18 protein-coding genes are annotated in these 24,068 nt (G+C 66.2%); 8 read left to right on the top strand and 10 right to left on the bottom strand.

Features of this window, described 5'->3' with window-relative positions; all coding sequences use genetic code 11:
• Positions 1-20 precede the first annotated feature (20 nt).
• Both IGS68_RS19485 and IGS68_RS36195 read left to right on the top strand, forming a co-directional pair.
• Positions 21-182, top strand: coding sequence for a hypothetical protein (locus IGS68_RS19485; RefSeq protein WP_201072807.1), 162 nt, complete (start codon positions 21-23; stop codon positions 180-182).
• Positions 183-605: 423 nt separating this feature from the next.
• Positions 606-3,359, top strand: coding sequence for a calcium-binding protein (locus IGS68_RS36195; protein WP_201072806.1), 2,754 nt, complete (start codon positions 606-608; stop codon positions 3,357-3,359).
• A gap of 75 nt (positions 3,360-3,434) precedes the next feature.
• On the opposite strand, the gene IGS68_RS19475 is transcribed toward IGS68_RS36195, so the two are convergent.
• The 6 genes from IGS68_RS19475 to IGS68_RS19450 form a co-directional block, all read right to left on the bottom strand.
• The gene (locus IGS68_RS19475; RefSeq protein ID WP_201072805.1) at positions 3,435-5,678 is read right to left on the bottom strand and encodes a GumC family protein; all 2,244 of its coding nucleotides are present in this window, start codon (positions 5,676-5,678) and stop codon (positions 3,435-3,437) included.
• A 275-nt stretch (positions 5,679-5,953) separates the two neighbouring features.
• Positions 5,954-7,201: an O-antigen ligase family protein gene (locus IGS68_RS19470; protein ID WP_201072804.1), complete on the bottom strand. Its 1,248-nt coding sequence runs from the start codon at positions 7,199-7,201 to the stop codon at positions 5,954-5,956.
• Positions 7,198-8,223 (bottom strand): glycosyltransferase family 2 protein, encoded by a 1,026-nt coding sequence (locus IGS68_RS19465; RefSeq protein WP_201072803.1) that lies wholly within the window; start codon positions 8,221-8,223, stop codon positions 7,198-7,200. Before IGS68_RS19465 ends, IGS68_RS19470 begins: the two co-directional genes overlap by 4 nt.
• A complete protein-coding gene (locus IGS68_RS19460; RefSeq protein ID WP_201072802.1) occupies positions 8,213-9,529 on the bottom strand; it encodes an oligosaccharide flippase family protein in 1,317 nt (438 codons plus the stop codon). The genes IGS68_RS19465 and IGS68_RS19460 overlap by 11 nt, the downstream gene beginning before the upstream one ends.
• A 9-nt stretch (positions 9,530-9,538) precedes the next feature.
• Complete coding sequence (gene murB / locus IGS68_RS19455) at positions 9,539-10,447, bottom strand: UDP-N-acetylmuramate dehydrogenase (RefSeq protein WP_201072801.1); 909 nt, start codon at positions 10,445-10,447, stop codon at positions 9,539-9,541.
• A complete protein-coding gene (locus IGS68_RS19450) occupies positions 10,423-11,835 on the bottom strand; it encodes a UDP-N-acetylglucosamine 1-carboxyvinyltransferase (RefSeq protein ID WP_201072800.1) in 1,413 nt (470 codons plus the stop codon). Before IGS68_RS19450 ends, murB begins: the two co-directional genes overlap by 25 nt.
• A 1,091-nt stretch (positions 11,836-12,926) precedes the next feature.
• Here IGS68_RS19450 and IGS68_RS19445 point away from each other — a divergent pair.
• Entirely contained in the window at positions 12,927-14,210 is a 1,284-nt protein-coding gene (locus IGS68_RS19445) for a calcium-binding protein (RefSeq protein ID WP_201072799.1), read from the top strand.
• 21 nt (positions 14,211-14,231) lie between these two features.
• On the top strand, positions 14,232-14,453 hold the full coding sequence (locus tag IGS68_RS19440) for a hypothetical protein (RefSeq protein ID WP_201072798.1): 222 nt from the start codon (positions 14,232-14,234) through the stop codon (positions 14,451-14,453).
• 17 nt (positions 14,454-14,470) lie between these two features.
• On the opposite strand, the gene IGS68_RS19435 is transcribed toward IGS68_RS19440, so the two are convergent.
• From IGS68_RS19435 to IGS68_RS19425, 3 genes are all read right to left on the bottom strand, one after another.
• Positions 14,471-15,274, bottom strand: coding sequence for a beta-1,6-N-acetylglucosaminyltransferase (locus IGS68_RS19435; RefSeq protein ID WP_247881397.1), 804 nt, complete (start codon positions 15,272-15,274; stop codon positions 14,471-14,473).
• Positions 15,275-15,407: 133 nt separating this feature from the next.
• Entirely contained in the window at positions 15,408-16,247 is an 840-nt protein-coding gene (locus IGS68_RS19430; RefSeq protein ID WP_201072796.1) for a beta-1,6-N-acetylglucosaminyltransferase, read from the bottom strand.
• A gap of 601 nt (positions 16,248-16,848) precedes the next feature.
• Positions 16,849-20,604 (bottom strand): vitamin B12-dependent ribonucleotide reductase, encoded by a 3,756-nt coding sequence (locus IGS68_RS19425; protein WP_201072795.1) that lies wholly within the window; start codon positions 20,602-20,604, stop codon positions 16,849-16,851.
• A 450-nt stretch (positions 20,605-21,054) separates the two neighbouring features.
• Here IGS68_RS19425 and IGS68_RS19420 point away from each other — a divergent pair, with 450 nt between their 5' ends.
• The 4 genes from IGS68_RS19420 (at position 21,055) to IGS68_RS19405 (ending at position 23,354) form a co-directional block, all read left to right on the top strand.
• A complete protein-coding gene (locus IGS68_RS19420) occupies positions 21,055-21,441 on the top strand; it encodes an NADH:ubiquinone oxidoreductase subunit NDUFA12 (protein WP_201072794.1) in 387 nt (128 codons plus the stop codon).
• A gap of 95 nt (positions 21,442-21,536) precedes the next feature.
• On the top strand, positions 21,537-22,076 hold the full coding sequence (mlaD, locus tag IGS68_RS19415; RefSeq protein WP_201072793.1) for an outer membrane lipid asymmetry maintenance protein MlaD: 540 nt from the start codon (positions 21,537-21,539) through the stop codon (positions 22,074-22,076).
• A 61-nt stretch (positions 22,077-22,137) separates the two neighbouring features.
• Positions 22,138-22,932 carry a class I SAM-dependent methyltransferase gene (locus tag IGS68_RS19410; RefSeq protein WP_201072791.1) on the top strand — a complete coding sequence of 265 codons (795 nt, stop codon included), beginning with the start codon at positions 22,138-22,140 and terminating at the stop codon, positions 22,930-22,932.
• Complete coding sequence (locus tag IGS68_RS19405; protein WP_247880981.1) at positions 22,932-23,354, top strand: DUF2155 domain-containing protein; 423 nt, start codon at positions 22,932-22,934, stop codon at positions 23,352-23,354. The genes IGS68_RS19410 and IGS68_RS19405 overlap by 1 nt, the downstream gene beginning before the upstream one ends.
• On the opposite strand, the gene aat is transcribed toward IGS68_RS19405, so the two are convergent.
• Positions 23,324-23,974 (bottom strand): leucyl/phenylalanyl-tRNA--protein transferase, encoded by a 651-nt coding sequence (aat, locus tag IGS68_RS19400; RefSeq protein ID WP_201072789.1) that lies wholly within the window; start codon positions 23,972-23,974, stop codon positions 23,324-23,326. The genes IGS68_RS19405 and aat overlap by 31 nt on opposite strands.
• Positions 23,975-24,068: the final 94 nt, after the last annotated feature.

Below are 24,068 nucleotides of genomic sequence, written 5' to 3'. Positions count from 1 at the left end.
AACGACCGGACGGTACAGCCATGATGAACAAGTTGCGGGATTTGATCGGACGGCTGCGGCAGGCCCTGCGCGAGCGCGCCCATGTCATGTCGGAGCTGGACAAAGCGGAAGGCGACCTGGACAGGAGCCTGCGCCGGTACGGCAAACCGCCGCGTCGCCGCGGATCGGACGAGGAGGAGTGACGGCCGGCGCGCCTCAGCTGCTCAAGCGGACGTTGGGATAGTATGGATTTCGATGAACTTTCGGTCGGTTAACCAAGCATCTTCGATGAAACGGTGGGAGCAACGTCAAATAGAACGACTATCGTGTATGTTCTAAGAGGAATATTCGCGCAAAGTCGAAGCATTGTCAAATTTGGCTTAAAGATGTAATTAACTGGTCACGGGTATCTTTCGGGGGTCTACTTTTGAGGTGCCCCCATGTCCAGCGCTCCCGTTCTTTGGTCTGCCCCAATCCTTAAGTTGAATCACACGGTCATCGATTTGAGCAAGACCGGAACGAGAACCTCGTGGGAGTTCTCGAGTGATGAAGACGTCCTGTTCATAGCGTCGGATGAAGTCAGAACGCTCGATCGGCTTCAGACGAAAGGTGGAAACAACATCGTCGTGATCGGCGGCAAGTTCGAGCCGAACGACCACTCGACGGCGGTCGCCACCCTGAACTTCACCCATGTTTCCGGATCGGTCTATGTGGAGGGCGTCCATATCGACCACCAGTATGCCGGCGAGAAGGACGCCATCTCCGTCTACAGCGCGGAAGGCAAGCAGGCCAACTTCACCCTGCAGAACTCGCTGATCGAGAACGTCAAGGGCAGCTACTACGGCATCCACGGCGACGTCTTCCAGCCCCAGGGACCGATCGGCGACGTCAAGTTCTACAATGTCACGGCGTCCACGACTTACCAGGGCCTGTTCCTGCAGCCCAGGGATCCGATCAAGTCGGTCGAGCTGGAGAACGTGGAGATCCGGAAGCTCCCGGGCGGCGATGCGAAGTCATGGTTGTATTATTTCTCCCAGCCCGGCGACCACCTGTACCCGGTCTCGCTCAGGAACGTCTACGTCACCGAGCAGCCGGGGCAGCGCGCCGAGTACAATTCGGTCTATCCTCCGATCGGGCTGGGCGGCGCGGTCCGCACCGGGGACATGATCACCTTTCCCAACCTTCCCTATTCCGGGTCCATGAAGGTCGGAACCGCGGGGTTCGTCTCGGCGGACAAGGTCGGCCTGGGCTATGAGGCGAGCGGCCTTCCGGCTTCCGGCGCCTTCCGCGGAACCGCCGGCGACGACGTGTTCCAGGGCGGCTCGGGGACCGATACCCTCGACTACGGCTGGGCCACGTCCGCGGTCGTGGTCGACCTGGTGCTCGGCAAGTCGAGCGGCGGGGGCGGCAACGACCGGTTCAGCGGCATCGACAACGTCAAGGGCTCCGCCCATGCGGACCGGATCGTCGGCAACTCCGGAAGCAACGTGCTGGCGGGCGGGGCCGGCGACGACAGCCTGTCCGGCGGGGGCGGCAACGACCGTCTGATCGGCGGGACGGGCAGGGACACCCTCCGCGGGGATGCGGGCGACGACTGGCTCGAAGGTGGTCAGGGCGACGACGTCCTGGACGGCGGTTCCGGTTTCGACACCGTCGACTATTCGGCCGCCCCGGGCGCAGTGGCGGTCGACCTCAATGCCGGGACCGCGACGGGGGGCGACGGGACGGACACGCTGGTCTCCATCGAGGCGGTGGCGGGATCGGCCTTCGACGATACCCTGATCGGCAACTGGGCCGTCAATTACCTGGCGGGCAACGCCGGGAACGACGTGCTGCGGGGCGGCGGCGGCGACGACTGGCTGTCGGGCGGGGCCGGCAACGACATCCTGGACGGCGGGACCGGCGCCGACAGGATGCTGGGCGGCGCCGGCGACGACACCTACTATGTCGACAATGCCGGCGACACGGTCGAGGAGAACGCGGGCGAGGGCGTCGACACCGTCTACTCCACCATCTCCTGGACCCTGGGCGCCAATGTCGAGAACCTGACCTTCACCGGCTATGCGAGCCTGACCGGGCGCGGCAACGGGCTGGCGAACGTCATGAGGGGCGGCAACGGGTCGGATACGCTCCACGGCCTCGGCGGCGACGACAAGCTCTACGGCGGCGCGGGCGGGGATTTCCTGTATGGCGGCGACGGCAACGACACGCTGGACGGCGGCGACGGCAACGACACCCTGAAAGGCGGCGCCGGCAACGACATTCTCCTCGGCGGTGCCGGCAACGACTGGCTCGAGGGCGGGGCGGGCGCCGATACCATGATCGGCGGCGCGGGGAACGATACCTATATCGTCAACGACGTGACCGATATCCTGATCGAGCGTCCCGGGGAGGGCACCGACACCGCGAGGGCGACGGTATCCTACGTCCTCGCCGCCGAGGTCGAGAACCTCACGCTGGAAGGGAACTCCGCCCTGTCCGGGACCGGCAACGCGTCCGCCAACGTGATCCGGGGCAACGCCGCGGACAATATCCTGAGGGGAATGGGGGGCGACGACACCCTTCACGGCAACGCGGGCGACGACTGGCTGGACGGCGGCGACGGCAACGACATGCTGTACGGGGGCGAGGGCGACGACCTGCTGGAAGGCGGCGCCGGCAACGACCGCCTCGACGGCGGAACGGGCGCGGACCGGATGATCGGCGGGTCGGGCGACGATACCTACTACGTGGACGATGCGGGCGACGAGATCTTCGAGCTGCCCGGCGGCGGCATCGACCTCGTATGGTCCTCGGTCTCGATGGTCATGGCCAACGAGGTCGAGAACCTGATCCTGGTCGGGACGGGCAACCTCGACGGCACCGGCAACGCCCTCGGCAACAAGATCCAGGGCAACGGCGGCGCGAACCTGCTGCGAGGGGGCGCCGGCGACGACTGGCTCCAGGGCTGGGACGGCAACGACCGGCTCGAAGGCGGGGACGGCAACGACGGCCTGGAGGGCGGGGCCGGGAACGACATCCTGATCGGCGGCGCCGGGCGCGACCGGCTGTCCGGCGGAGCGGGGGCGGACCGGTTCGTCTTCAACTCGGTCGACGACAGCGGGCCGGGATGGGGACAGCGGGACAACATCCTGGATTTCCAGCCCGGGATCGACATCATCGACCTGAGGGCGATCGATGCCGACACCACGCTGGCGGGCGACCAGGCCTTCACCTTCATCGGCGGGTCCGCCTTCGGCAAGGTCGCCGGCCAGCTCCGGTGGTACGAGGCGAACGATTTCCGGATCGCCCAGGGCGACGTGAACGGGGACGGGGTATCCGACTTCGAACTCCAGATCACCGGCACCACGTCGATCGAGAAGTCGTTCTTCCTTCTCTGAGCCGGTCGCGCAAAGCGGAAGGAGCCGCCCGGCGGCCGTGCCGGGCGGCTCCTTTGCGTCAGGGCCCCTTCCGGATCAGTTCCGGAAGTAGCTTTCGTACTTGGCGCCGTAGGGGCTGTAGATCCCCTTGTCGTAGCTGGCATAGCGCCGCATGTGGACCTGGGTCAGCACCGATGTCACGTGGATGTCGTCGGCGAACCGGCGAAGCTTGCGCAGGCCGGCCAGGGCCGCCGACTTGGGCGTCTTGCCCCATTGGACCAGATAGATGCACTGGGCGGCCATGGACGCCAGGATCGCCGCGTCATGGACCGCGCCGATCGGCGGGCTGTCGATGATGACCAGGTCGTAATCGTGCGACGCCATGGTGACGAACTGCTGCATCCGCTCGGAGTTCAGCAGGAAGTCCGGCTCCGGAGTGGCCGTGAAGGACGGGGCGACGTCCACGCCCAGGCGAGGGTCGTGCCGGGGAACGGATTCGTAGGGCAGGCCCCGCTGAAGCATGGTGCTGAGATCGACGCCGCCTTCCCGCTGGCGCCGGCTGGTCGCGCGCCGGCGCAGGTCGCCGTCGATGATCAGGACCTTGCGGCCCATCCGGGCCATCTGGACGGCGAACGCCTCGCAGAACGTGGTCTTGCCTTCGCCCGGCGCCGTCGACGTCACGAGGATCACGTTCCGGCCGGTGGTCGCCGTTCCCGCCTGGGTGGCGTGGGCGATGTCGCGCATCCCCTGCGCGAAGGTCGAGCCCGGCCGGTCGCGGAGATAGGCGCCGGGGTTCTTGGCCCTGGACCGGGTCAGGCGGGGAACCAGGCCGAGGACGGGGATGTTCAGCGACGCCTCGACGCTTTCCAGGCTGCGCATGCTGCGGTCGAGCAGGTCGCGCAGGATGGCGGCGACGGCCCCCAGCAGGATGCCCAGGATGGCGGCGCCCGCCAGCATCGGGACCTTCTGCGGGAAGGAGGGGAAGATCGGCGCCGCGGCGGCCGACACGACCGACAGGTCGGGAGCCGACAGGCGATCCGGGTTGTCGATCGCCTTGTACTGCGCGAGCGTCTGCTCGAAGGTCGCCCTGAGCGTCCTGGCCTCGCTCTGGAGCTGGTCCAGCTGGGCACGGGCCGGACCCTGGCCGCCGATCTCCTCGGACAGGGTGTTGTAGGCCCGTTCCAGGCTGACCTCGCGCGCCTTGAACGCGACCACGTTGGAGGCCAGGCCGGAAACGATCCGGCGCATCTCCGCCTGGATGTCGTTCTGCACGGCCGCAAGCCTGGAGCGCAGCTCGATGATCACGGGATGGCGCCGGCCCAGCTGGGACTGCTCGGTCAACTGCCGCGACAACTCGCCTTCCTGGTCGCGCAGCCGCTGGATCACCGGGGAGTCCAGCATCTCCGCCACCGCGCCGCCATTGCTCATCGCGTCCCGCGCCGACTGCAGCTTGGCTTCCGCCGTCTGCCGCTCGGCCCTGAGCTGGACGAGCTGGGCGTTCATCTCCGACATGCGCTGGACGAGCACGGAGCCGCTTTCCGTATCGACCAGGTTGTTCTCGGCGCGGAAGGCCTGGACCTTCTGCTCCGCGTCGCGGACCTGCTCGCGCAGCTGGTTGAGGGATTCGCCCAGCCAGCCGGTGGCCGAACGGGCCAGGTTCAGCTTTTCGGCGCTCCGGTAGGCCAGATACTCATCGACCAGCGTGTTCGCGATGCGGGCCGACTTGGACGGATCGGAGGAATGGAAGCTGACGAGGATCGACAGGGACCCGGCATCGTTGGAGACGCTCAGGTTCCTTACAGTCGAGTCCACGGTCATGTAGCGGATGCCCTCCTCGGTGGGAGGCGGGCCGCCGCCGCGGATGAAGCCCATGGCCGTGGAATAGGCCTTATCCCAGATCCGGGCAAGCGCGCCCTGGTTGGGATCGTCGAGCACGGGATTGAACTCCGGGTCCTCGACCAGGCCGAGCCGGTCGACCACCCGCCCGACGATCGTGCGGGACCTCATCACGTCGATCTCGGAGCGCAGGCCGGCGTCCTCGCCGGAAAGCGCAGGCAGCAGGGCTTCCAGGCCGCTCCCCTTGGCGGCCCCGCTCTCGGCCTTGAGGAGGACCGACGACGAGTATTGGGGAGCCATCTGCGTCAGGACCGTGCCCGCCAAGGCGGCTGTCAAAAGCGCCACGGCAAGGATCAGCCATCGCTCCCGGTACAGCAGCGAGAAGAACCTCGACAGGTCGATGATCCGGTCTTCCTCGGGTGGCCGTATCTGGAGGACGACGGAGCCGCCCTCGCGCGCTGGAGGCAGCTCCCTGGATGGGGCGGAAAGTTGGTTACGTGCCACGGCAAGTTCCTCCAACGCAACCTTTCGGGTCGGTCACCACAAATGCGAGAGAAGAAGATCGCAATACATATTGATCTTGTTCCTGACCGGCTATCATGTAACTCTGCATGTTCCTCAACATACTATTTCACTTCAAATGACGTGTACTCTCGCCCGGTATTCCAGGGCGCTAGCTTTAGCATCGATTCTTTGCATCTGCAAAGGCGCGACTTGTTCGAATGTCCGGATACCTGGGGCTATCCGGATACCGGCGGTCTTTCGGAAGGTTCACGACCCTACGATCGGATTGCCTCTCGCGTAGTCACGATGGAGACAGGGTAAGCTTCCCCGGCGCTCGACCGGGGGTTCGGCGTGATGCGGCGGAGCAGCGCCATCTCCCGCGCTTCCTGGCAGATCAGCAGGATTATGAGGCCGTAGATCGGGCTGAGCTTGTTGCTGCCCGCGGTGATCCCCATCGTGCCGGTGATCATGCAGTAGATCGAGGTGACCAGCGCAGGAGACAGCACGCCGAAGGCGCGGGTGTAGGCGATACCGCTCCTGATGGTGGAGATGAAGAAGATGGTCAGCAGCAGGGCCGCCGGCCAGCCGTTCTCGAACGCCGCGTTGAGCCACATGTTGTGGGCATGGGCGGGAACCCAGTTCCACTTGTCGACCGCGCCGAAACGGAAGGTCGCCAGCCCGTGGCCGACGATCGGATGGTCGCGGATGGCGTCGAGCGTCATCAGCCAGATCGGGATCCGGTTGGTGAGCGTGCCGTCGGCATCGCCCCGGGACAGCAGGGTCGCGGCGATGATCATCAGGCAGGCTCCGGCGACCCCGCTGAGGGTCAGCAGCAGGAACGTGCTGCCCATGTCCCGGCGGAGGCGGTAGATCATCACCCCGAGGATCATGAGCATGGACACCGCCGTGAAGAAACGCGCCTGCGTCGCGGCCAGGGATGCCAGGCAGACGGCGAGCACGGAGCACAGGACAAGGACCCGCCGGCTCAGCCCGTGCTCGCGGTCGGTCAGCCACATCATGACGAAGGTCGCCGCCAATCCCGTCATGAGCGCCAGGCGCTGCTCGTGGGTCAGGATGCTCTTGAACCGCCAGATGAAGGGATTGTCCGACAGCATGGCGCTCTGCCCGGCGCCCAGCGCCAGCCAGCCCATCAGGCTGACCACGACGGCCGAGGCCACGTAGGCGCGCATCGACAGGTCGGTGGGCAGGCCCGACAGGCCGATGCCGACCAGCAGCGCCAGGACGAGGATGGTCAGGGCGAAAGCGGATTCCGCGACGTTGCCGGACCAGACCGTCGTCGCGGCGACCCAACCCAGATACGCGAGCAGCCAGACCACAGGAGGCGACGCCACCACGGCGTGGGGCATCCGCATCAGGCGCGGGCTCAGCAAGAGCACCGCGCCGCCGAGGATCAGCGGCACGAAAGGGGCGAACAGGCGTCGTTCCTCGTCGCCGAAGCGCGGCGACTGCACCTCCGTCAGGGTGAAGGCGACGAACGCCAGGAACAGGAGGAAACGGCTCATGGAACTGCCTTGGGTGCGCGGCGCTCGATCGTCAGTATACGATCAAGAAGCGGGCGCGTGACCCGGTCCATCGGCTTTCCTGCCAGGCTACTCAGGATGAGGTAAGCCGCCTTGAAGCGCCGCGAGGACAGGTGCTTGGCCGCCAGCTGGTGTGCCTGCGCGGCGTTCCCGAAGAGCATCAGCTTGGACGCGGCCTTGAAGATCTGGGCCTGGATCGACTGCTCGCGGAGCGTCACGATGCTGTCGATGCCGTGCGCCCGCAGCTCGGCCAGCCGCTCCTCCTGGAGGGCCGGGCTCAGGTGCGAGAGCTGGACCGCCAGCTGCGTGAAGCGGACCTGCCGGCTCAGCTTCGCGGGCTCGAACGAGACGCCGTCGAACTGGACATAGCGGTCGTACAGGACCTCCGGCACGACCGCGAACCTGCCTTGCCCGATCAGCCTGAGCCACAGGTCGTAGTCCTGGGAGAAGGTGAACTCGCTCCTGTAGCCGCCGGCCCGCTCATAGGCATCGCGGCGGAACATCACCTCGCCGTGCGAGAAGATGTTGCTCTTCCTGAGCTTTTCGACGGTGAGTCCCTCGGCCGACGGTGTCCGCACCCGGACCATGCCGCTGCCTTCCACGATGTTGCGGTAATGGCAGCCGACCGCGACCACGTCGGGGTTCCTCTCGAACATCTCGACCTGCCGGGCCAGCCGGTCGGGAGCCGACGCGTCGCCCGATCCCTGGACCGCGACGTAACGCCCTCGGGACCGGGCAATGGCGTTCATGATGCCCCGGGTGAACCCGGTGTTCCGCTCGTGGTGGATCACGGTCAGGCGGGGATCGTCATAGGCGTCCAGCTGCCTTCCGGTATCGTCCTTCGAGCAGTCGTTGAACGCGATCAGCTCGAAGTCGGAGAAGCTCTGGCCGAGGATCGCGTCGACGGTCCGGCGGACCAGTGGGCCGCGGTTGTAATAGCCGGTAACCACGGAAACCATGGGTGCGGAGGAGCGCACGGGGATCCGGTTTCGTTCAGGCGACATGGAGCTTCCTTTGGCGGCGCAGGATCTTCAGGGACAGGTTGCGGACGATGCTCCACAGCTCCCGGGGGCGAACCAGCAGAACATCGATCGGGGACGCCTTGAACCGTTTGCAGAACAGGATCAGGATTCCGACCGCCCCGGCGGCCTGGACGACGACGGTGGCCGCCGCCGCGCCCATCAGGCCGTATTCCGGGATCAGCAGCCAGCACAGAAGCCCCTGGACGACGATCGACGGCCCGAGGACCGCGGTGCCGGCAAGGGGCTGGCCCTGCGACGCCAGATACATCTGCAGCATGCGCAGCAGCGCCCCGAAGGGGGCGCCGATCATCAGGATCCGCAGGGCGTCCACGGCCGGCAGGAAGTCGCTTCCGAGCATCAGGTGGACGACCGGTTCGGCCCCGACCGCGAGGACGACGGAGATGCAGATGAACAGGAAGACGGAGAACCGGATCATGCCCAGCGCCGAAGCCAGGTCCTCCGCCCGCCCCGACTCCCGCACGCCCTGGGAGAACAGGGTCGTGCCCACCGCGACGGCGATCTCGGAGAAGATCTCGCACAGCTTCGACACGCCGAAATACCGGCCCGCGTCGGCCAGCGAGGAAAGCGTGTTGACCAGATGGGCGACCAGGAGGCCGTTGCCCATGTAGAGCGAGTAGGGGAGGATGTAGCTCATCCCCGTCCGCTGCAGCCGCCAGAACCCCCCCAGCTCCAGCGGGACCCTGCCCGCGGCCCCGAGCCGCAGCGTCCACCCCACGTAGAGAGCCGCCGCGACCTGGCCGCCGAGCGTCGCCCCAAGCGCGAACTCCAGGGTCGCGTCGCCCAGCAGGGCCATGGGAGCGATCAGGGCCAGCGGAATGATGCGCCCGATCAGGTCGGCCCAGGCGAGCTGCTCGACCTTTCCCTCTCCCAGGTTCATTCCCTGGTAGATGTTGACGAACAGCATCGGCAGGGTGGTGCCGATCGCCAATGCCTTGGAGACGGTCGAGATATCCCCGTAGTGCCACAGGAGCAGGGTCGCGACGGCGACGGACGCCAGCGAACTCAGCAGCCAGCTGATCAGGCTCGCCTGCTCGACCTGCGCGCGGCTCGCCGCCTTCTGGCCCAGGCTCCGGGCGCCTGCCTGGCGCATTCCCAGATGTCCGACCGAGGACAGGAACAGCGCCACCAGTGCCGAGTAGGCGTAGAAGCCGAACTCGTGAGAGTCCAGCGCCCGCGCCACGACGAGCAGGGTCAGCAGGGCCGTGAAACGGACAAGCAGGCGCGACGAGAACAGCAGCGCCGCCTGGCCGAGGGGTTTGAGCCGCATCACCCGTTCTCAGATCAGGAAAGTGACTTCGGGGTCCAGGGCGACATCGAAACGCGATGCGACGGACTCCTGGACATGCTCGACCAGGTTCCGGATGTCGTCGGACGTGGCGGCACCCGTGTTCTCGATCCAGTTCGCATGCTTGTGGCTGATCACGGCGCTGCCGATCCGGCAGCCCTTCAGGCCGGCATTCTCGATGTACCAGCCGGCCGCGGCGCCGCCCGCCGGCTGCTTGAAGGTGCTTCCGGCGGTGCGGCGGTCCAGCGGCTGCTTAGCATGGCGGTCCGCCATGTGGGACCGGATCTCGGACATGAGTTCCTTCGGGTCCCCCAGGGAGGGGCCGCGGAAGACGACTTCCGTGACCATCCATCGCTTCTCCGCCAGGTTGCTCTGCCGGTAGTCGAGGCCGAGTTCGGCGGCGGGGACGGTGGCGGTCTCGCCCGAGGTGAGGTCGACGACCGTGGCGGCCTCGAGAATCGTCGAGATCTCCCGGCGTCCCTTGGCGGTCAGGCCCGCGTTCATGGCGGTCCCGCCGCCGACCGAGCCCGGGATGCCGACCAGGAACCCGAAGCCGGCGATCCCGGCGCGGGACGCGGTCCGCGCCAGCTTGGGCAACTGGACGCCGGCGCCGGCACGCACCGTCGATCCCTCGACCTCGATGTCGGTGAAGCTGTTCCGCATGCAGATCACCAGGCCGTCGAAGCCGCGGCTGTCGATCAGGACGTTGGAGCCGCGGCCGAGCACCCGGACGGAAATGCCGGTTTCCCGGCACCGCCGCAGGACGTCGGGCAGGGCATCGCCGTCGGGTTCCCAGAACCACCGCGCCGTCCCGCCGACCTTCCAGGTCGTGTAGGGGTGGAGCGGTTCGTCGCACCGGATCGGCCGCTGCGTAGTCAGCCCGGCAAAGGGGTCAGGCATGCTGCGCCTCGCTTGTTGAGGGGAGTATTCTGTTCCGCGGACGACGCGGGAGAGTAGGTTGCGTTGACCCGCTGGATCCTGGCCCCGAGCGACGACAGCACGGTCGCCAGGTCGGCATAGCCGCGGTCCAGTTGGTAGACGTTTCCGATCGACGTCCTGCCCTCGGCCGCGAGGGCGGCGACGACGACCGCGGCACCTCCGCGGATGTCCGTTGCCTGAACGTCGGAGGCGTGAAGCCGTTCCACGCCTTCGACCACGGCGATCTTGCCTTCCTGTCCGTTGACGCAGGTGAATCCCCCGTCGACCACGTCGATGCGGGCACCCATCCGCACCAGTTCGGGGCAGTACCGGAAACGGTCGTCCAGGATGGTCTCGGTCACCCGCGAAGTGCCCTGGGCGAGGGACATCATGACGGTATGGAGCGGCTGGATGTCGGTGTGGAAGCCGGGATAGGGGCGGGTGGAGACGTCCCGGGCGGTCAGCCTGTCGGGGCAGGCGACGCCGAACCCGGTCGCCGTCGGCTGGACCCGGAGGCCCGCGGCCTGCCAGACCTCGAACTCGTTGGCGAGGTATTCCGCGCCGACGCCGGTGACCAGGGCCTCGCCGCGGGTGCAGGCCACCGCCGCGGCCAGCGTCGCCGCGAAGACGCGGTCGCCCAGGATCTGGTGAGAAACGCCCTGCAGTTTCCGCGGCCCGGTGACCGAAAGGGTGCGGTTGGCGTCCCAGGCGATCTCGGCTCCCATGGACTGCAGGAGCGTGATCGTGTCGATGACCTCGGGGTTCAGGGCGGCGTTATGCAGGATCGACTGCTGCCCCACCCGCCCCACGGCCGCGAACAGGAAGTTCAGGGTGGCCCCGAACGACGGATAATGGAACGACGTCGTGACGGTTTCCGCCTTGGGGCCGCCGCAGATGCTGAACGACCGCTCGTTGTCGAAGACGAAGTAGCCGAAGTCGGAAAACAGCTGCGCGTGCAGGTCATGCTTGCGGCTCCCCAGCGAGCAGCCGCCGACGCCGGTCAGGTCGGCGGGAACCCGGTAGAACGCCGACAGGCCCATGAGGAGCAGGACGTGACGGAACCGCGTCGACAGTTCGGGCGAGAAGGCCCCGCCATGCCAGCCGCTGCCGTCCAGGGTGAGCGTGCTGGGACCATCGAAGGCGATCCGCACGCCATGGGCGCCCAGGGTCGTGATCATCAGCCTGACATCGGCGAGATCGAGCGGCACGTTGGTCAGCGTGGTCGGCTCCCTGGACAGGCACGCCGCGACGAGGGCCGGCAGCGTGGCGTTCTTGGCGCCGGGAACGCGGACCTGCCCGGTCAGACGCGCGCCGCCCTCGATCGAGATGAAATCCGTGGCGTTGCTGGCAACGGGGCGAGGGGTCCACATGCATCAGGTCCTTTCGATGTGGGTTCGGCCGGCCTCGGCTTCAAAGAGTGATGGCCGTCGGGCCGGTACCCTGAACGATCGGTTCGAGATCGCGGGTGCCGTGAAGGATTCGGGAAACGGGAGTGGATGACCGGGGACCCCCGGTCACCGGAATGTCCCGGACTGCATAGGAATAACGGATCGCCACCGGGCGGCCCGTACGGCGATGCCGGCCCGCGGGGCTTGCCGATCCGGCTTGTCGCCGCCGGGTCGTCCTGGCGGGCTCCGGTTCGGGATCGTGCGCAGAGGGGCTTTCAGCATGTCCGGCGATCGGACTGTAAACAAGGATCTGTGGACTCATCGGTCGTGGCGAGGCTTCCGGGGCGGGAACTTCTGACGTTGCGTGATGCTTTCAATAGGCGAAACGCCCATCAAAACCGTTTGCGAAAGTCGGTTCAATACTGTCTGATCTGAAGAATAGCATTGGTATAAATTTGTCACCGACAACATTCCTTAAAAATAACGCAATTCGGCTTGGTTATGCGCTGCAGCATCACTATTGTATCTCTATGGGCAAAGGGCAAAGCAAAAAAATGGGGCCAGGAAAGGCCAGCTGGTTGCCTGTCAGCTGCTGGCCTAGGGTGTTACAGGATAGGGGTAACACTTTCAAGGCTTCGGAGTGCTAATCTTACGAGATATTTCAGCTTAAACCATAGCAAAACGGTGCTCAGATGCCTTCCGAATTATGTTTTTTAGCGTAATTTATTGAATAAACAGCAATGAAGAGTGTTTTTGCCTCTTTTTTGTCCGCTTTGCGATGCAGATTTATCGCCGATATGAGGGGAGTTTAGTCTTTGACAATCATTCAGTTCGGGAAAACGGGTGTCGTGACGGCGGCTGATGACCAAAGCGGTATGAAGTTTGAAAGCTGCCTATCCCGGGCGCGCGCGGACAGAAGGGGCACGGGAATTACTCTCTTTGTCTGTACGTTCGTCACGATGATTGCGATGGTGCTTGCGTTGGCAGGTGGTCGTGCCTGGGCCGGGCGATCGCAATCCGGAATGCCGGACAGGGTCGTGCCTTTCGGAATATCCGTATCGGAGCTCCAGGGGATGATCGAGGACGCCCCGGCCGGATCGACGATCCGGTTCCAGGCCGGACGATATGAGTTCTCCTCCAAGTTGGAGATCAGGCGGGGCGATATCGCCCTGGCGGGCGCGGGGGTCGGCAGGACGACGCTCGTGTGGAATTTCCCGCCGGGGACAGGCGGCAACGCCATCGAGTGGCGCGGCGGAACCGAGGGGCCTGCCTTCGAACTGGCATCGGATGCCAAGGCGTCGGACCGGACCATCAGGATCCGGGACAAGGATGCCGTCCGGGCCGGCGACGCGATCCATCTGTCCGAGCCCAACGACCAGGCCTACTTCGACGCGATCGGCTTCCGACGGGATGCTGTCAGGCCCTGGATGTTCAAATTTCCCCTGAGGGAAACTCTGGCAATCGTGGAAAGGGTCGATGGAAACGAGATCCGCCTGAGCCTTCCCCTGGGCTTCGACTATTCGGCGGGCTCGGCGGTGGCGAGGCGGGTGGACCTGCTGACGGGCGTGTCCATGTCCGACTTGACGATAACCTATGCCTATGGGCGGGCGGACCCGCTGAAATGGGGCAAGGAAACTCTCCCGGACTTCAAGATGCATACCTACGCGCTGCGGCTGGAGGGGCTGAGGGATCCGCACCTGAGCGACATCCGGGTCCAGGATGCCGCCAGCGGCGCGTTCGGCTTCTACCGGATCTACGGTCTGGAGGGCGATCGTCTTTCGTCCGACGGCGCGCACAACAAGAAGGGCGGGCAAGGCTACGCCGTCCATCTCGGGACGGTCTTCGCCAGCCACCTCCGCGGCCTTTCGGACCGGGGAATGCGGCACAGCGTGACCTTCCACAGCTGGGCGGCCAGCGCCTACAACGACATCTCGATCGACTTCACCGACCGTGACGTCAATTTCCACGGGGGAAGGAGCCATCACAACCAGGTGCTGGTGAAGAGGTCGGATGTTTACGACGGACACGGCATGTGGATTCCGGCGGTCTACTGGAACATGGACGGCGAGCGCTGGGGCCCCCCGTCCGACCGGCTCACCAACCGCGTGACGTTCGGGAGCGCCGTCGGCGGACGCAACAAGGACGATCTGCTGATCGCGGCGGCGGGCGGTGCCCGGCTGGAGGGAAAATCAGGAAACAACATCCTGGTGGCCGGTCCCGGCGACGATGTCCTGGTGAGCGGCTCCGGTGCCGACACCTTCGTCATCTGCGCCGACGGCAGCCACGACACCATCGTCGGCTTCGATCCGCGAACGGATATCCTCGCCGTCTGCGACGGCGGCCGGCCGGAAGGCTAGTCGGGCGAGACCGGCCTCGCCGTGGCAAAGCTCGCCTCCGGCCAGGCGGGGGCCGCCGGGACCTACGCGGGAAAAGGCCGGGGGAGCCCCGGGGCGGCGTACCCGACGAAGACCGGCACGCGGGTCGATCTGGGAAAGGTCGGGGGAGGGAGCGTCGACGTCGAGAATGTCAGCCCGTCCGACCTGCGAATCCTCGAAACGCGCGATCTTCCCGAGGCCGTGAAGCGGAGAGGATCGTTCTGAGGAGGGGCTTCGGGCCCTTACCGCCTCAACTGGGTGTCGATCAGGTCGAAGATCCCGGGATCGGCATCCAGATCGAACTTCCGGGCGAAGAATTTCCCGCTTTCCCGCAGTTGGGGAATCTGGGCCGCGGTGAGGGTCCGCGGGCTCATCCCTTTCTGCTCCCAGGTCGTGAACATCAGGGCCGGCTTGACCCGGTCCTCGAAGGGCGACCTGGACAGGATGGTGTGGAACATGATCTCGTCCGGGATCTTCACCCTCCTGAAGAACGAGACGAATTCCGGGCGGCTCTCTATGAATTGCAGGATGTACCGGATGCAGGGTTCGGAAAGGCACCACCACTGGGACCCCCCGTGCGGTTCCAGTTCGCCGAGCACCTTCCTGTAGTCCTGCTTGGGAAGCAGTCTCAGGAGGCCGTTGATGATGCGGGCCTGCGGCTTCCGCGGATCACGGGTCGCCCGGTAGGGATGCTGGAGGCGGCTGATCGGTTTGCCTGCATGGTCCGCCGGCATCCTGTGGCGGTTGATGTACTCGTAACGGGCCGCGCCGAGTTCCGCCAGGAGATCGGCGGACGAGCGTATGGGATAATCGGAACCGCTCAACAGGATGTAATAGTCGTGCGTGCCGGCCGCCAGCGCCGCGGAAACGGTGTCGATCGTCGCCTGGACCATGCTGTAGCCGCCCCACAGGACGTCCTGCCTGTCGGCGACGAAATGCGTGTCCGAACGGCTTTCGCGGACGGCTTCGGCGAAGGGGGCGATCGCCACCTTCCGGTCGATGTGGACGAAGAAGGATGCTCCGTCATGGTCGAGGGCCTGCAGCATTCTCGCCAACTGCCGCGGATTCTTGTGAGCGAGTATGATGTATGCGATCTTCATTTCGGTCTCTCTAGACCCTGGCCGCTACGGGATACCGGGGGCAACTTTCCTGTAAGCGATGGACCAAAGGTCTCCTCGTTTATTCGGGCGTCGGATGGCCGACCTTTTCCGCGATGGCTCGGATGATGTCGATGTCCTGGTCGTTGTCGAACTTGCGGGCGAATATCTTTCCGCTTTCCATCATGCGTTCGAAGTCGTTCCTGCGAAGCACGGTGGGCCGGGACGAGGCCTGCTCCCACAGCACGAACCGGCCGTTGTCGTTGGAGCGCAACGACTGGAAAGGGCCGTCCATGATGAGGTTCTGGAAGTAGAACTCATCCGGGAACATCACGCGCCTGCAAAGCTTGCGCCATTTGACCGCCGTCGGGCTCGATACGACCCACTCGCCGAATCCGCGCGAGAGAATGTGCCATCCGGATCCTTTCCATTTTATCCTGCGGACAAGCAGATCGGCCCTGGGCAAGGGAAGCCGATGGACTCGATGCCCATATTCGATGCATTGGAACCAAGTTCGACGACGGATGCTTATGCCGAGGTCCGGCAAAGACATACATGCTATGCCGCTCGATCCGTTCAATCCAGTCAGATATTCGATGATGCCTTCACGGCGGCGGAGCGGATAATCCTGACCACTTATGTTCAAAAAATACTGCCAGTCGGGCCAGCGTTCGACGGCCTCTTGCAAGCCTTGCAACTGCGATTCGACGATGCTCCAGCCGCCCCAATAGATCGGAAGGGGATACTGGAAATGGATGTTGGGACGATTGCCGCAAATCTCAACTATTTCGCGAACATAGCTGTCAGGAGAGTTCTTGTCGATATGAATCAGAAAATAATCGAGATCGTTGTACAGCGCGGCCATCAACCATCGGAACTGATCCTTTTTATGGTAAAGGGTAATCTGATAAACGACTTTCATATGAGGGGCTACTCCAGCCGGCGGGGCAGCGATCATCGATGCCACTCGCCAACAGCACCGGTAGATTGGGTTCGTCTCGGTCCGCGTCCGGTTTGATTATCGTTCAAGCTGAGACCTCAGGGCGCCATGCGCCGCATCATGAAGATGTTCGGGGCGCATCCCGGACATGGGGTGACATCCTCGAACGTTATCTCTTGGCTTTGAGCCAATCAAGTAACGAAGGCAGGGGTAAAACATCAGGATTCCGGCCTTCCGGGTATATCCAGGCAACTTCGCAAGGAAAAGTGATCACCCGTCGTGCCCCGTGAGATTAGTTGGGCCGGTTTCCCCACCGATGCCTCTGATCGATCCGGCGATTAGATCGTGGAACAGTCGTTCCCTGAGGACTGCTCTGGCTGGATTTGCAGGCAAAACACCTCTCTGGACCGAGTCACTTCAGAAAACAGGAAACAAGGCGGAAAACGACTTTCCTCCGGTGTACGCTCCGGGAGGCCGGAACGCATTTGCCCGCCGCGACCGGATGGTCGCGGCGGGCAAATGGAAACAGTCGATGCGGGCGCGGCGGACGGCGCCCCCGGGAGGGGGCTGCCGTCGGCCCGGCTCAGGAGCAGCCGGTCGTGGACCCGCAGGTGTCGCACTTCATGCAGGTGCCGTTGCGCACCAGCGTCATGTTCCCGCACTCGCCGCAGGGATCGCCCTCGTATCCCTTGGCGCGGGCCTCGCGGATGCGTTCCATCCGCTGGTCGGCCGCCGGCGCGGTCGCGACCGCCACGGCGACGGCGGGCTGGGACTGGTCGGGGGACAGGGCGCGGGCGGTCGCCTCGTTCCCCAGCGCGGCCCCGCCGCTGCTCAGCGCAGTGGCCTGGGCACCCGTGGCCACCGCCATGGCGGCGACGGCGCGGGTGGACTGGCCGCCCGGCAGGACGCGCAGGTTGGACCGGACATAGCCCTTGCTGGCGACCTTCTGCACGGCGTCGAGCGTGTCCTTGGTGAATCGCTCCGCCGCCGGGGGCAGGTTGCCTTCGCCGTCGCCGGTACCCAGGCTGTCGGGGAACAGGTCGTCCGGGGTGGCGTGGGACAGGTCGGTGCGCTGCAGGTAGCTGATCGCCAGTTCGCGGAAGATGTAGTCGATCACCGAGGTCGCCATCTTGATCGCGTCGTTGCCCTGGACCGGGCCCGACGGCTCGAAGCGGACGAAGGTGAAGGCCTCCACGAACTCCTCCAGCGGCACGCCGTACTGAAGGCCGATGGAGATCGCGATGGCGAAGTTGTTCATCAGCGACCGGAAGGCGGCGCCTTCCTTGTGCATGTCGATGAAGATCTCGCCCAGCCGGCCGTCCTCGTACTCGCCGGTGCGCAGATAGACCTTGTGGCCGCCGACGACGGCCTTCTGGGTGTAGCCCTTGCGCCGGTGCGGCAGCTTCTCGCGGTCGGCCCGCTCGCGCATGCGCTCGACCACCTTCTCGACGATCCGCTCCGCGACCATCGGCGCCCGCTCGGCCGGCGGGGCGTCGATGATGGCCTGGACGGTATCCTCGTCCTCCGACTCGTCCTCGCCTTCCAGGATGCTGCTGGACAGGGGCTGGCTGAGCTTGGAGCCGTCGCGGTACAGCGCGTTGGCCTTGGTGCCCAGGCGCCAGGACAGCATGTAGGCGTCCTTGCACTGCTCGACCGTGGCCGAGTTCGGCATGTTGATGGTCTTGGAGATGGCGCCCGAGATGAAGGGCTGGGCCGCCGCCATCATGCGGATGTGGCTCTCGGTCGAGAGGTAGCGCTTGCCGATCCGGCCGCACGGGTTGGCGCAGTCGAACACCGGCAGATGCTCCTCGCGGAGGTGCGGGGCGCCTTCCAGAGTCATGGCGCCGCAGCAATAGGTGTTCGCCGCGTCGATCTCGGCCCGCGAGAAGCCCAGGTGGGCCAGCATGTCGAAGCCGAAATCATCCAGCGCGGCGGCGGGGATGCCCAGCACCTCGGTGCAGAATTCCGCGCCCAGCGACCACTTGTTGAAGGCGAACTTGATGTCGAAGGCGTTGCCGAGTCCCTGCTCCAGCGCCTTCAGCGTCTCGTCGGTGAAGCCCTTCGCCTTCAGGGCGGCGTGGTTGACGCCGGGTGCTGCCTTCAGCGTGCCGTGGCCGACGGCGTAGCGCTCGATCGCCTCGATCTGCTCGGGCGTGTAGCCCAGCTTGCGCAGCGCCTCGGGCACGACCCGGTTGATGATCTTGAAGTAGCCGCCGCCGGCCAGCTTCTTGAACTTCACCAGGGCGAAGTCCGGCTCGATGCCGGTGGTGTCGCAGTCCATCACCAGGCCGATGGTGCCCGTGGGGGCGATCACCGTCGCCTGCGCGTTGCGGAACCCGTACAGCTCGCCGAGCTCCAGCGCGCCGTCCCAGGCGCGCCGGGCCGCCGCGACCAGGTCCCGGTTCGGGCACTCGTCTTCCCGGATCGCGACCGGCAGGACCGACAGGCCCTCGTACTCCGGCCCGTTGCCGGACGCGTCGCCGTAGGCGGCGCGGCGGTGGTTGCGGATCACCCGAAGCATGTGGTCGCGGTTGATCTCGTAGCCGGGGAAGGTCCCCAGTTCCTGCGCCATCTCGGCCGAGGTCGCGTAGGACACGCCGGTCATGACGGCGGTGATGGCGCCGCACAGCGCGCGGCCCGCGTCGCTGTCGTAGGAGATGCCGGCCGCCATCAGCAGGCCGCCCAGGTTGGCGTAGCCGAGGCCGAGCGTGCGGAATTCGTAGCTGAGCTGGGCGATCTCCTTCGACGGGAACTGGGCCATCAGGACCGAGATTTCCAGCACGACGGTCCACAGCCGGCAGGCATGCTCGAACGACTCGATGTCGAACTCGCCGTCGGGACGGCGGAAGGTCATGAGGTTCAGCGACGCCAGATTGCACGCCGTATCGTCCAGGAACATGTATTCCGAGCACGGGTTCGACGCGTTGATCCGGCCGGACGCCGGGCAGGTGTGCCACTCGTTGATGGTGGTGTCGAACTGGACTCCCGGATCGGCGCAGGCCCAGGCCGCTTCGCCGATCTTTTCCCACAGGTCGCGCGCCTTCAGGGTCTTGGCGACCTTGCCGTCGGTGCGGCGGATCAGCTGCCAGTCGGCGTCGTCCAGCACGGCCTCGATGAAGTCGTTGGAGATCCGGACCGAGTTGTTCGAGTTCTGGCCGGAGACGGTCAGGTAGGCTTCCGAATCCCAGTCGGTGTCGTAGGTCTTGAACTGGATCGAGGTGTAGCCCTGGCCGGCGAACTGGATCACGCGCTGGACGTAGTTCTCCGGGATCATCGCCTTGCGGGCGGCGATCACGGCCTTCTTCAGCGCCTTGTTCTCCTTGGGGTCCAGGCGCTTCGGGTCGGTCGGGGAGAAGCCCTCGGTGGCGGCGGCCATGACCGCGTTCATGTGCTTGGAGGCGAGCTTGGAGCCGGCGACCAGCGCCGCGACCTTCTGCTCCTCCGTCACCTTCCAGTCGATGTAGGCCTCGATGTCCGGGTGGTCGAGGTCGACCGTGACCATCTTGGCGGCGCGCCGGGTGGTGCCGCCGGACTTGATCGCGCCGGCGGCGCGGTCGCCGATCTTCAGGAAGCTCATCAGGCCGGAGGACCGGCCGCCGCCCGACAGCTTCTCGCCGTCGCCGCGGACCTTGGAGAAGTTGGAGCCGGTGCCCGATCCGTACTTGAACAGGCGCGCCTCGCGCACCCACAGGTCCATGATGCCGCCGTCGCCGACCAGGTCGTCGCGCACGCCCTGGATGAAGCAGGCATGCGGCTGCGGGTGCTCGTAGGCCGACTCGGACGCGGTGAGCTCGCCGGTGCGGAAATCGACGTAGTAGTGGCCCTGGGCCGGGCCGTCGATCCCGTAGGCCCAGTGCAGGCCGGTGTTGAACCATTGCGGGCTGTTGGGCGCCGCCATCTGGCGGCACAGCATGTAGCGCATCTCGTCGAAGAAGGCGCGGGCATCCGACTCGGCGTCGAAATAGCCGCCCTGCCAGCCCCAGTAGGTCCAGGTGCCGGCCAGCCGGTCGAACACCTGCCGGGCCGAGGTCTCGCCGACCAGCCGGTTCTCCTTGGAGACGCGCTTCAGCGCCTCCTCGTCGGCGACCTTGCGCCACAGCCAACTGGGGACGGTGTTCTCCTCGACCGCCTTGAGGGCCGCGGGGATGCCGGCCTTGCGGAAATACTTCTGCGCAAGGATGTCGCAGGCGACCTGGCTCCAGTCGGCCGGGACGTCGATGTCGGCGAGCTGGAACACGACCGAGCCGTCGGGATTGCGGATCTCGCTGGTGGTACGGCGGAACTCGATTCCGTCGTAGGCGTCCTTTCCTTCGGTCGTGAAACGTCGCTCAATCCGCATCGCAGTGATCCCTTGGCTCTGGCGGGCGCCATCCCTGGCCGGCGCCGGCTGAAAAACTCTTGCTGCCCCGTGGCACCGCGGCCTTCGCCCGTCCGGGCCGGCCACGATATCCTGTGCTTGGATCGGAGTGTGCCACAAGTTCTGGTGTAGGCAACCACATTTTGGCGTCGATGTTCCGTCACCCACAAAATGTCGTGGGTGTCTGTGTTCGGCGCGACACGGTGTCTCAGGGAGAGGTTCGGGGAGACGGTGACCGTAGCCTTGTCCGGCCGCCGCGTAAAGCCGTTGACAGGGGTGCGCCGATTCAGTCGCCGGGCCGCATCGGAGTCGCCGTCCGGCGATTATCGGACTCCCCCTCTTGCGTCCGGCTGGACGCGGGCAGGCCCAGATGCCATATTCCGCGGCGACGAAAAGAGCGGAACGCGGGTTCGAACCCGTCAGCGAGCGGCCATGAAAGAACGCATATCCTTCAACACGTTTCTGTCCAACCTGCAGATCCGCCTGTTCACGTGGCGCCGCGGCGAGCTGGTCGGGACCGACCAATTCGGCAACGCCTACTACCGGGAAAAGAAGGCCAAGGGCCGACGCGAGCGCCGCTGGGTCATCTACAACGGCGAGCCGGAGGCGACCAAGGTTCCGCCGGAATGGCACGGATGGCTGCACTTCACGGTCAACGAGCCGCTGAAGGAGAACAGCGCGTTCCACAAGCCCTGGCAGAAGCCGCACGTGCCCAACGCCACCGGCAGCCTCGGCGCCTACCGGCCGCCGGGCCACACGCTGGAGGGCGGCCAGCGCGGACGCGCCACCGGCGACTACGAACCGTGGACTCCGGGCTGACCGCCCGGCCTGCTCCCCGGTCGCCCGCCCGTCCGGCCGACGGTCCGATCCCGGACGCGACGGCCGCGGCGGGCCCATCCACCGAGGAATCATGAATGCGCAGGAATACCATTGAAACCGTGCTCGGCGGTGTCGTCATCGCCGTGGCGGGTTTCTTTTTGGTCTTTGCCTACACCAGCGCCGACCTGCGGCGGGTCGAGGGCTACGAGGTCTCGGCCAACTTCTCCAGCGTCGGCGGCCTGCAGAACGGCAGCGACGTCCGGATCAGCGGCGTCAAGGTCGGCACGGTGACCAGCCAGACCCTGGACCCGTCCACGTATCTCGCGGTCGTCCGCATGACGATCGATCCCAGCATCAAGCTGCCGAAGGACACCGTCGCCCTGATCGCGAGCGAGAGCCTGCTGGGCGGCAAATACATGGCGCTGGAGCCGGGCGGCGATCCGGACATGATCCAGCCCGGGGGCCGGATCGACTTCACCCAGTCCACGCCGGGCCTGGAACAGCTGCTGGGCCAGGTCATCTTCAGCATGCAGGGCGGCGGCCCGCAAGGGCAGGAGCAGGGCCAGGGCGAAGGAGCCCCGCCGGCACCTCCCGCGGCGGGCGGCGCCCAGGGCGGCGGGCTGCTCGGCAACTGACCGCCGGACCGGCCGGATGCCCGCCGAACAAGGGGATTTGGCTGAACAGGGAGATTCGGGTATGACCGACCGGACCGGACCTTCGCAGAGCTGGAATGCCTGCGGCTACGCGGAAAACGCCCGGTTCGTCGCGGATCTCGGCCTGCCGGTCGTCGACCTGCTGGCCCCCCGGCCCGGCGAGCGCATCCTCGACCTCGGCTGCGGCGACGGCGTCCTGACGGAAAAGCTGGCGGCCGCCGGCTGCCGGGTTGTCGGCGTGGATGCCAGCCCGGAGCTGACCGCCGCGGCGCGGGCGCGCGGGATCGATGTCCATCTGATGGACGGGCATGCGCTGGCCGTGGGCGGCGGCTTCGACGCCGTCTTCTCCAACGCGGCGCTGCACTGGATGCTCCGGCCGGACGACGTGATCGCCGGGGTGTGGAACGCGCTGCGGCCCGGCGGACGGTTCGTCGGCGAGTTCGGCGGGGCCGGCAACGTCGCCCGGATCGTCCATGCGCTGGAGGCGGCCCTGGGCCGGCGCGGCATCGACGGCAAGGCCGCCAATCCCTGGTTCTTCCCCACGTCGGACGATTATGCCGCCAGGCTGGCGGCGGCCGGCTTCCGGGTGCGCTCGTGCGAGCTGATCGAGCGGCCGACGCCCCTGCCGACCGGGATGGCCGGATGGCTCGCGACCTTCGCGGGAAGCTTCCTTGCCGCCGTGCCGGAGGGGGAGCGGAACGCCGTGTTGGACGAGGTGATGGCGGCCATCGCCCCGGACCTGCTGAAATCCGACGGGACCTGGTACGCCGACTATGTCCGCCTGCGGTTCGCCGCGGACAGGCCGGACGGCCGACGGTCCGGCGAACGGGAGAGTTGATGGACAGACGGAATTTCCCGGCCGGCATCGCCGGTCTTGCCTTCGCGGCCCTGGCATCGGCGGCACTGGCGACGGTGGTTCGGCCCATGCCGGCCTCGGCGCAGACCGGCGCCTCGGAAGGGATGGAGAGCATGCCCCATGCCGTGCTCCAGGGGCTGGACAAGGTGACCGCCCGGGTCGTGACGATCGAGGTGCCGGTCGGCCAGCCGGTCGAGTTCGGCTCGCTGCGCATCACCGCGCAGACCTGCCGCAAGGCGTCGCCGGTCGAGCCGCCGGAGTCGGCCGCGTTCCTGGAGATCCTGGAGGAACGGCCCGACGAGGCCACCGAGGCGGTGTTCAGCGGCTGGATGTTCGCGTCGAGCCCGGCGCTCTCCGCCCTGGAGCATCCGGTCTACGATGTCTGGGTGATCGACTGCAGATAGGCGTCGATCACCTCCCGCTCGGTCCCGGCGGCGAAGTCCGGCGTGACCTGGAGCGCGCGGGCGAGCTGCGCCCGGTAGCTTGAGCGGGGGATCTCCACCGTGCCGAACTGGCTGAGATGCTCGGTCACGAACTGGGTGTCCAGCAGGGTGAAGCCGTTGCGGCGCAGGCGCGCGACCAGGTGGACCAGCGCCACCTTGCTGGCGTCGGTCTCCCGGCTGAACATGCTCTCTCCGAAGAAGGCGCCGCCCAGCGCCACGCCGTAGAGCCCGCCGACCAGCCGCCCGTCGCGCCAGGCCTCGACGGAATGGGCGAAGCCCAGGTCGTACAGGACCGAATAGAGCCGGATGATCTCGCCGTTGATCCAGGTCTTGGGCCGGTCCCGCGTCGCCTCCGCGCAGCCCTGGATGACACCGTCGAAGTCGCTGTCGATCCGGACCTCGAACCGGCCGCTCCGGACCGTCCGGCGCAGGCGGCGCGGGACATGCATTCCATCGAGCGGCAGGATGCCGCGCTGCTCGGGATCAAACCAGTAGAGTTCGTCGGATTCCGCGCTCTCCGCCATGGGGAAGATCCCGGCGGCATAGGCCCGCAGCAGAAGCTGTGCCGTCAAACCAGTCATTATGATGTCGTCGTCTCCCGCTCCGGGTCGAACTCGCCGGGATACTATATAGGGCGCCGCCGGGCTTGGGGAGGGCGCTGCCGGTCCCGGAGGC

The organism is Skermanella sp. TT6 (assembly GCF_016653635.2).
Classification (GTDB): domain Bacteria; phylum Pseudomonadota; class Alphaproteobacteria; order Azospirillales; family Azospirillaceae; genus Skermanella; species Skermanella cutis.
This window is presented reverse-complemented; position numbering and strand designations above follow the sequence as displayed.

Excerpts from the sequence above, each read along its gene's own strand:
- IGS68_RS19485 (WP_201072807.1), top strand. The coding sequence starts at position 21 with ATGATGAACAAGTTGCGGGATTTGATCGGACGGCTGCGGCAGGCCCTG.
- IGS68_RS19470 (WP_201072804.1), bottom strand. The coding sequence starts at position 7,201 with ATGAGCCGTTTCCTCCTGTTCCTGGCGTTCGTCGCCTTCACCCTGACG.
- IGS68_RS19465 (WP_201072803.1), bottom strand. The coding sequence starts at position 8,223 with ATGTCGCCTGAACGAAACCGGATCCCCGTGCGCTCCTCCGCACCCATG.
- IGS68_RS19460 (WP_201072802.1), bottom strand. The coding sequence starts at position 9,529 with ATGCGGCTCAAACCCCTCGGCCAGGCGGCGCTGCTGTTCTCGTCGCGC.
- murB (WP_201072801.1), bottom strand. The coding sequence starts at position 10,447 with ATGCCTGACCCCTTTGCCGGGCTGACTACGCAGCGGCCGATCCGGTGC.
- IGS68_RS19450 (WP_201072800.1), bottom strand. The coding sequence starts at position 11,835 with ATGTGGACCCCTCGCCCCGTTGCCAGCAACGCCACGGATTTCATCTCG.
- IGS68_RS19445 (WP_201072799.1), top strand. The coding sequence starts at position 12,927 with ATGATCGAGGACGCCCCGGCCGGATCGACGATCCGGTTCCAGGCCGGA.
- IGS68_RS19435 (WP_247881397.1), bottom strand. The coding sequence starts at position 15,274 with ATGCTGCAGGCCCTCGACCATGACGGAGCATCCTTCTTCGTCCACATC.
- IGS68_RS19430 (WP_201072796.1), bottom strand. The coding sequence starts at position 16,247 with ATGAAAGTCGTTTATCAGATTACCCTTTACCATAAAAAGGATCAGTTC.
- IGS68_RS19425 (WP_201072795.1), bottom strand. The coding sequence starts at position 20,604 with ATGCGGATTGAGCGACGTTTCACGACCGAAGGAAAGGACGCCTACGAC.
- IGS68_RS19420 (WP_201072794.1), top strand. The coding sequence starts at position 21,055 with ATGAAAGAACGCATATCCTTCAACACGTTTCTGTCCAACCTGCAGATC.
- mlaD (WP_201072793.1), top strand. The coding sequence starts at position 21,537 with ATGCGCAGGAATACCATTGAAACCGTGCTCGGCGGTGTCGTCATCGCC.
- IGS68_RS19410 (WP_201072791.1), top strand. The coding sequence starts at position 22,138 with ATGACCGACCGGACCGGACCTTCGCAGAGCTGGAATGCCTGCGGCTAC.
- IGS68_RS19405 (WP_247880981.1), top strand. The coding sequence starts at position 22,932 with ATGGACAGACGGAATTTCCCGGCCGGCATCGCCGGTCTTGCCTTCGCG.
- aat (WP_201072789.1), bottom strand. The coding sequence starts at position 23,974 with ATGACTGGTTTGACGGCACAGCTTCTGCTGCGGGCCTATGCCGCCGGG.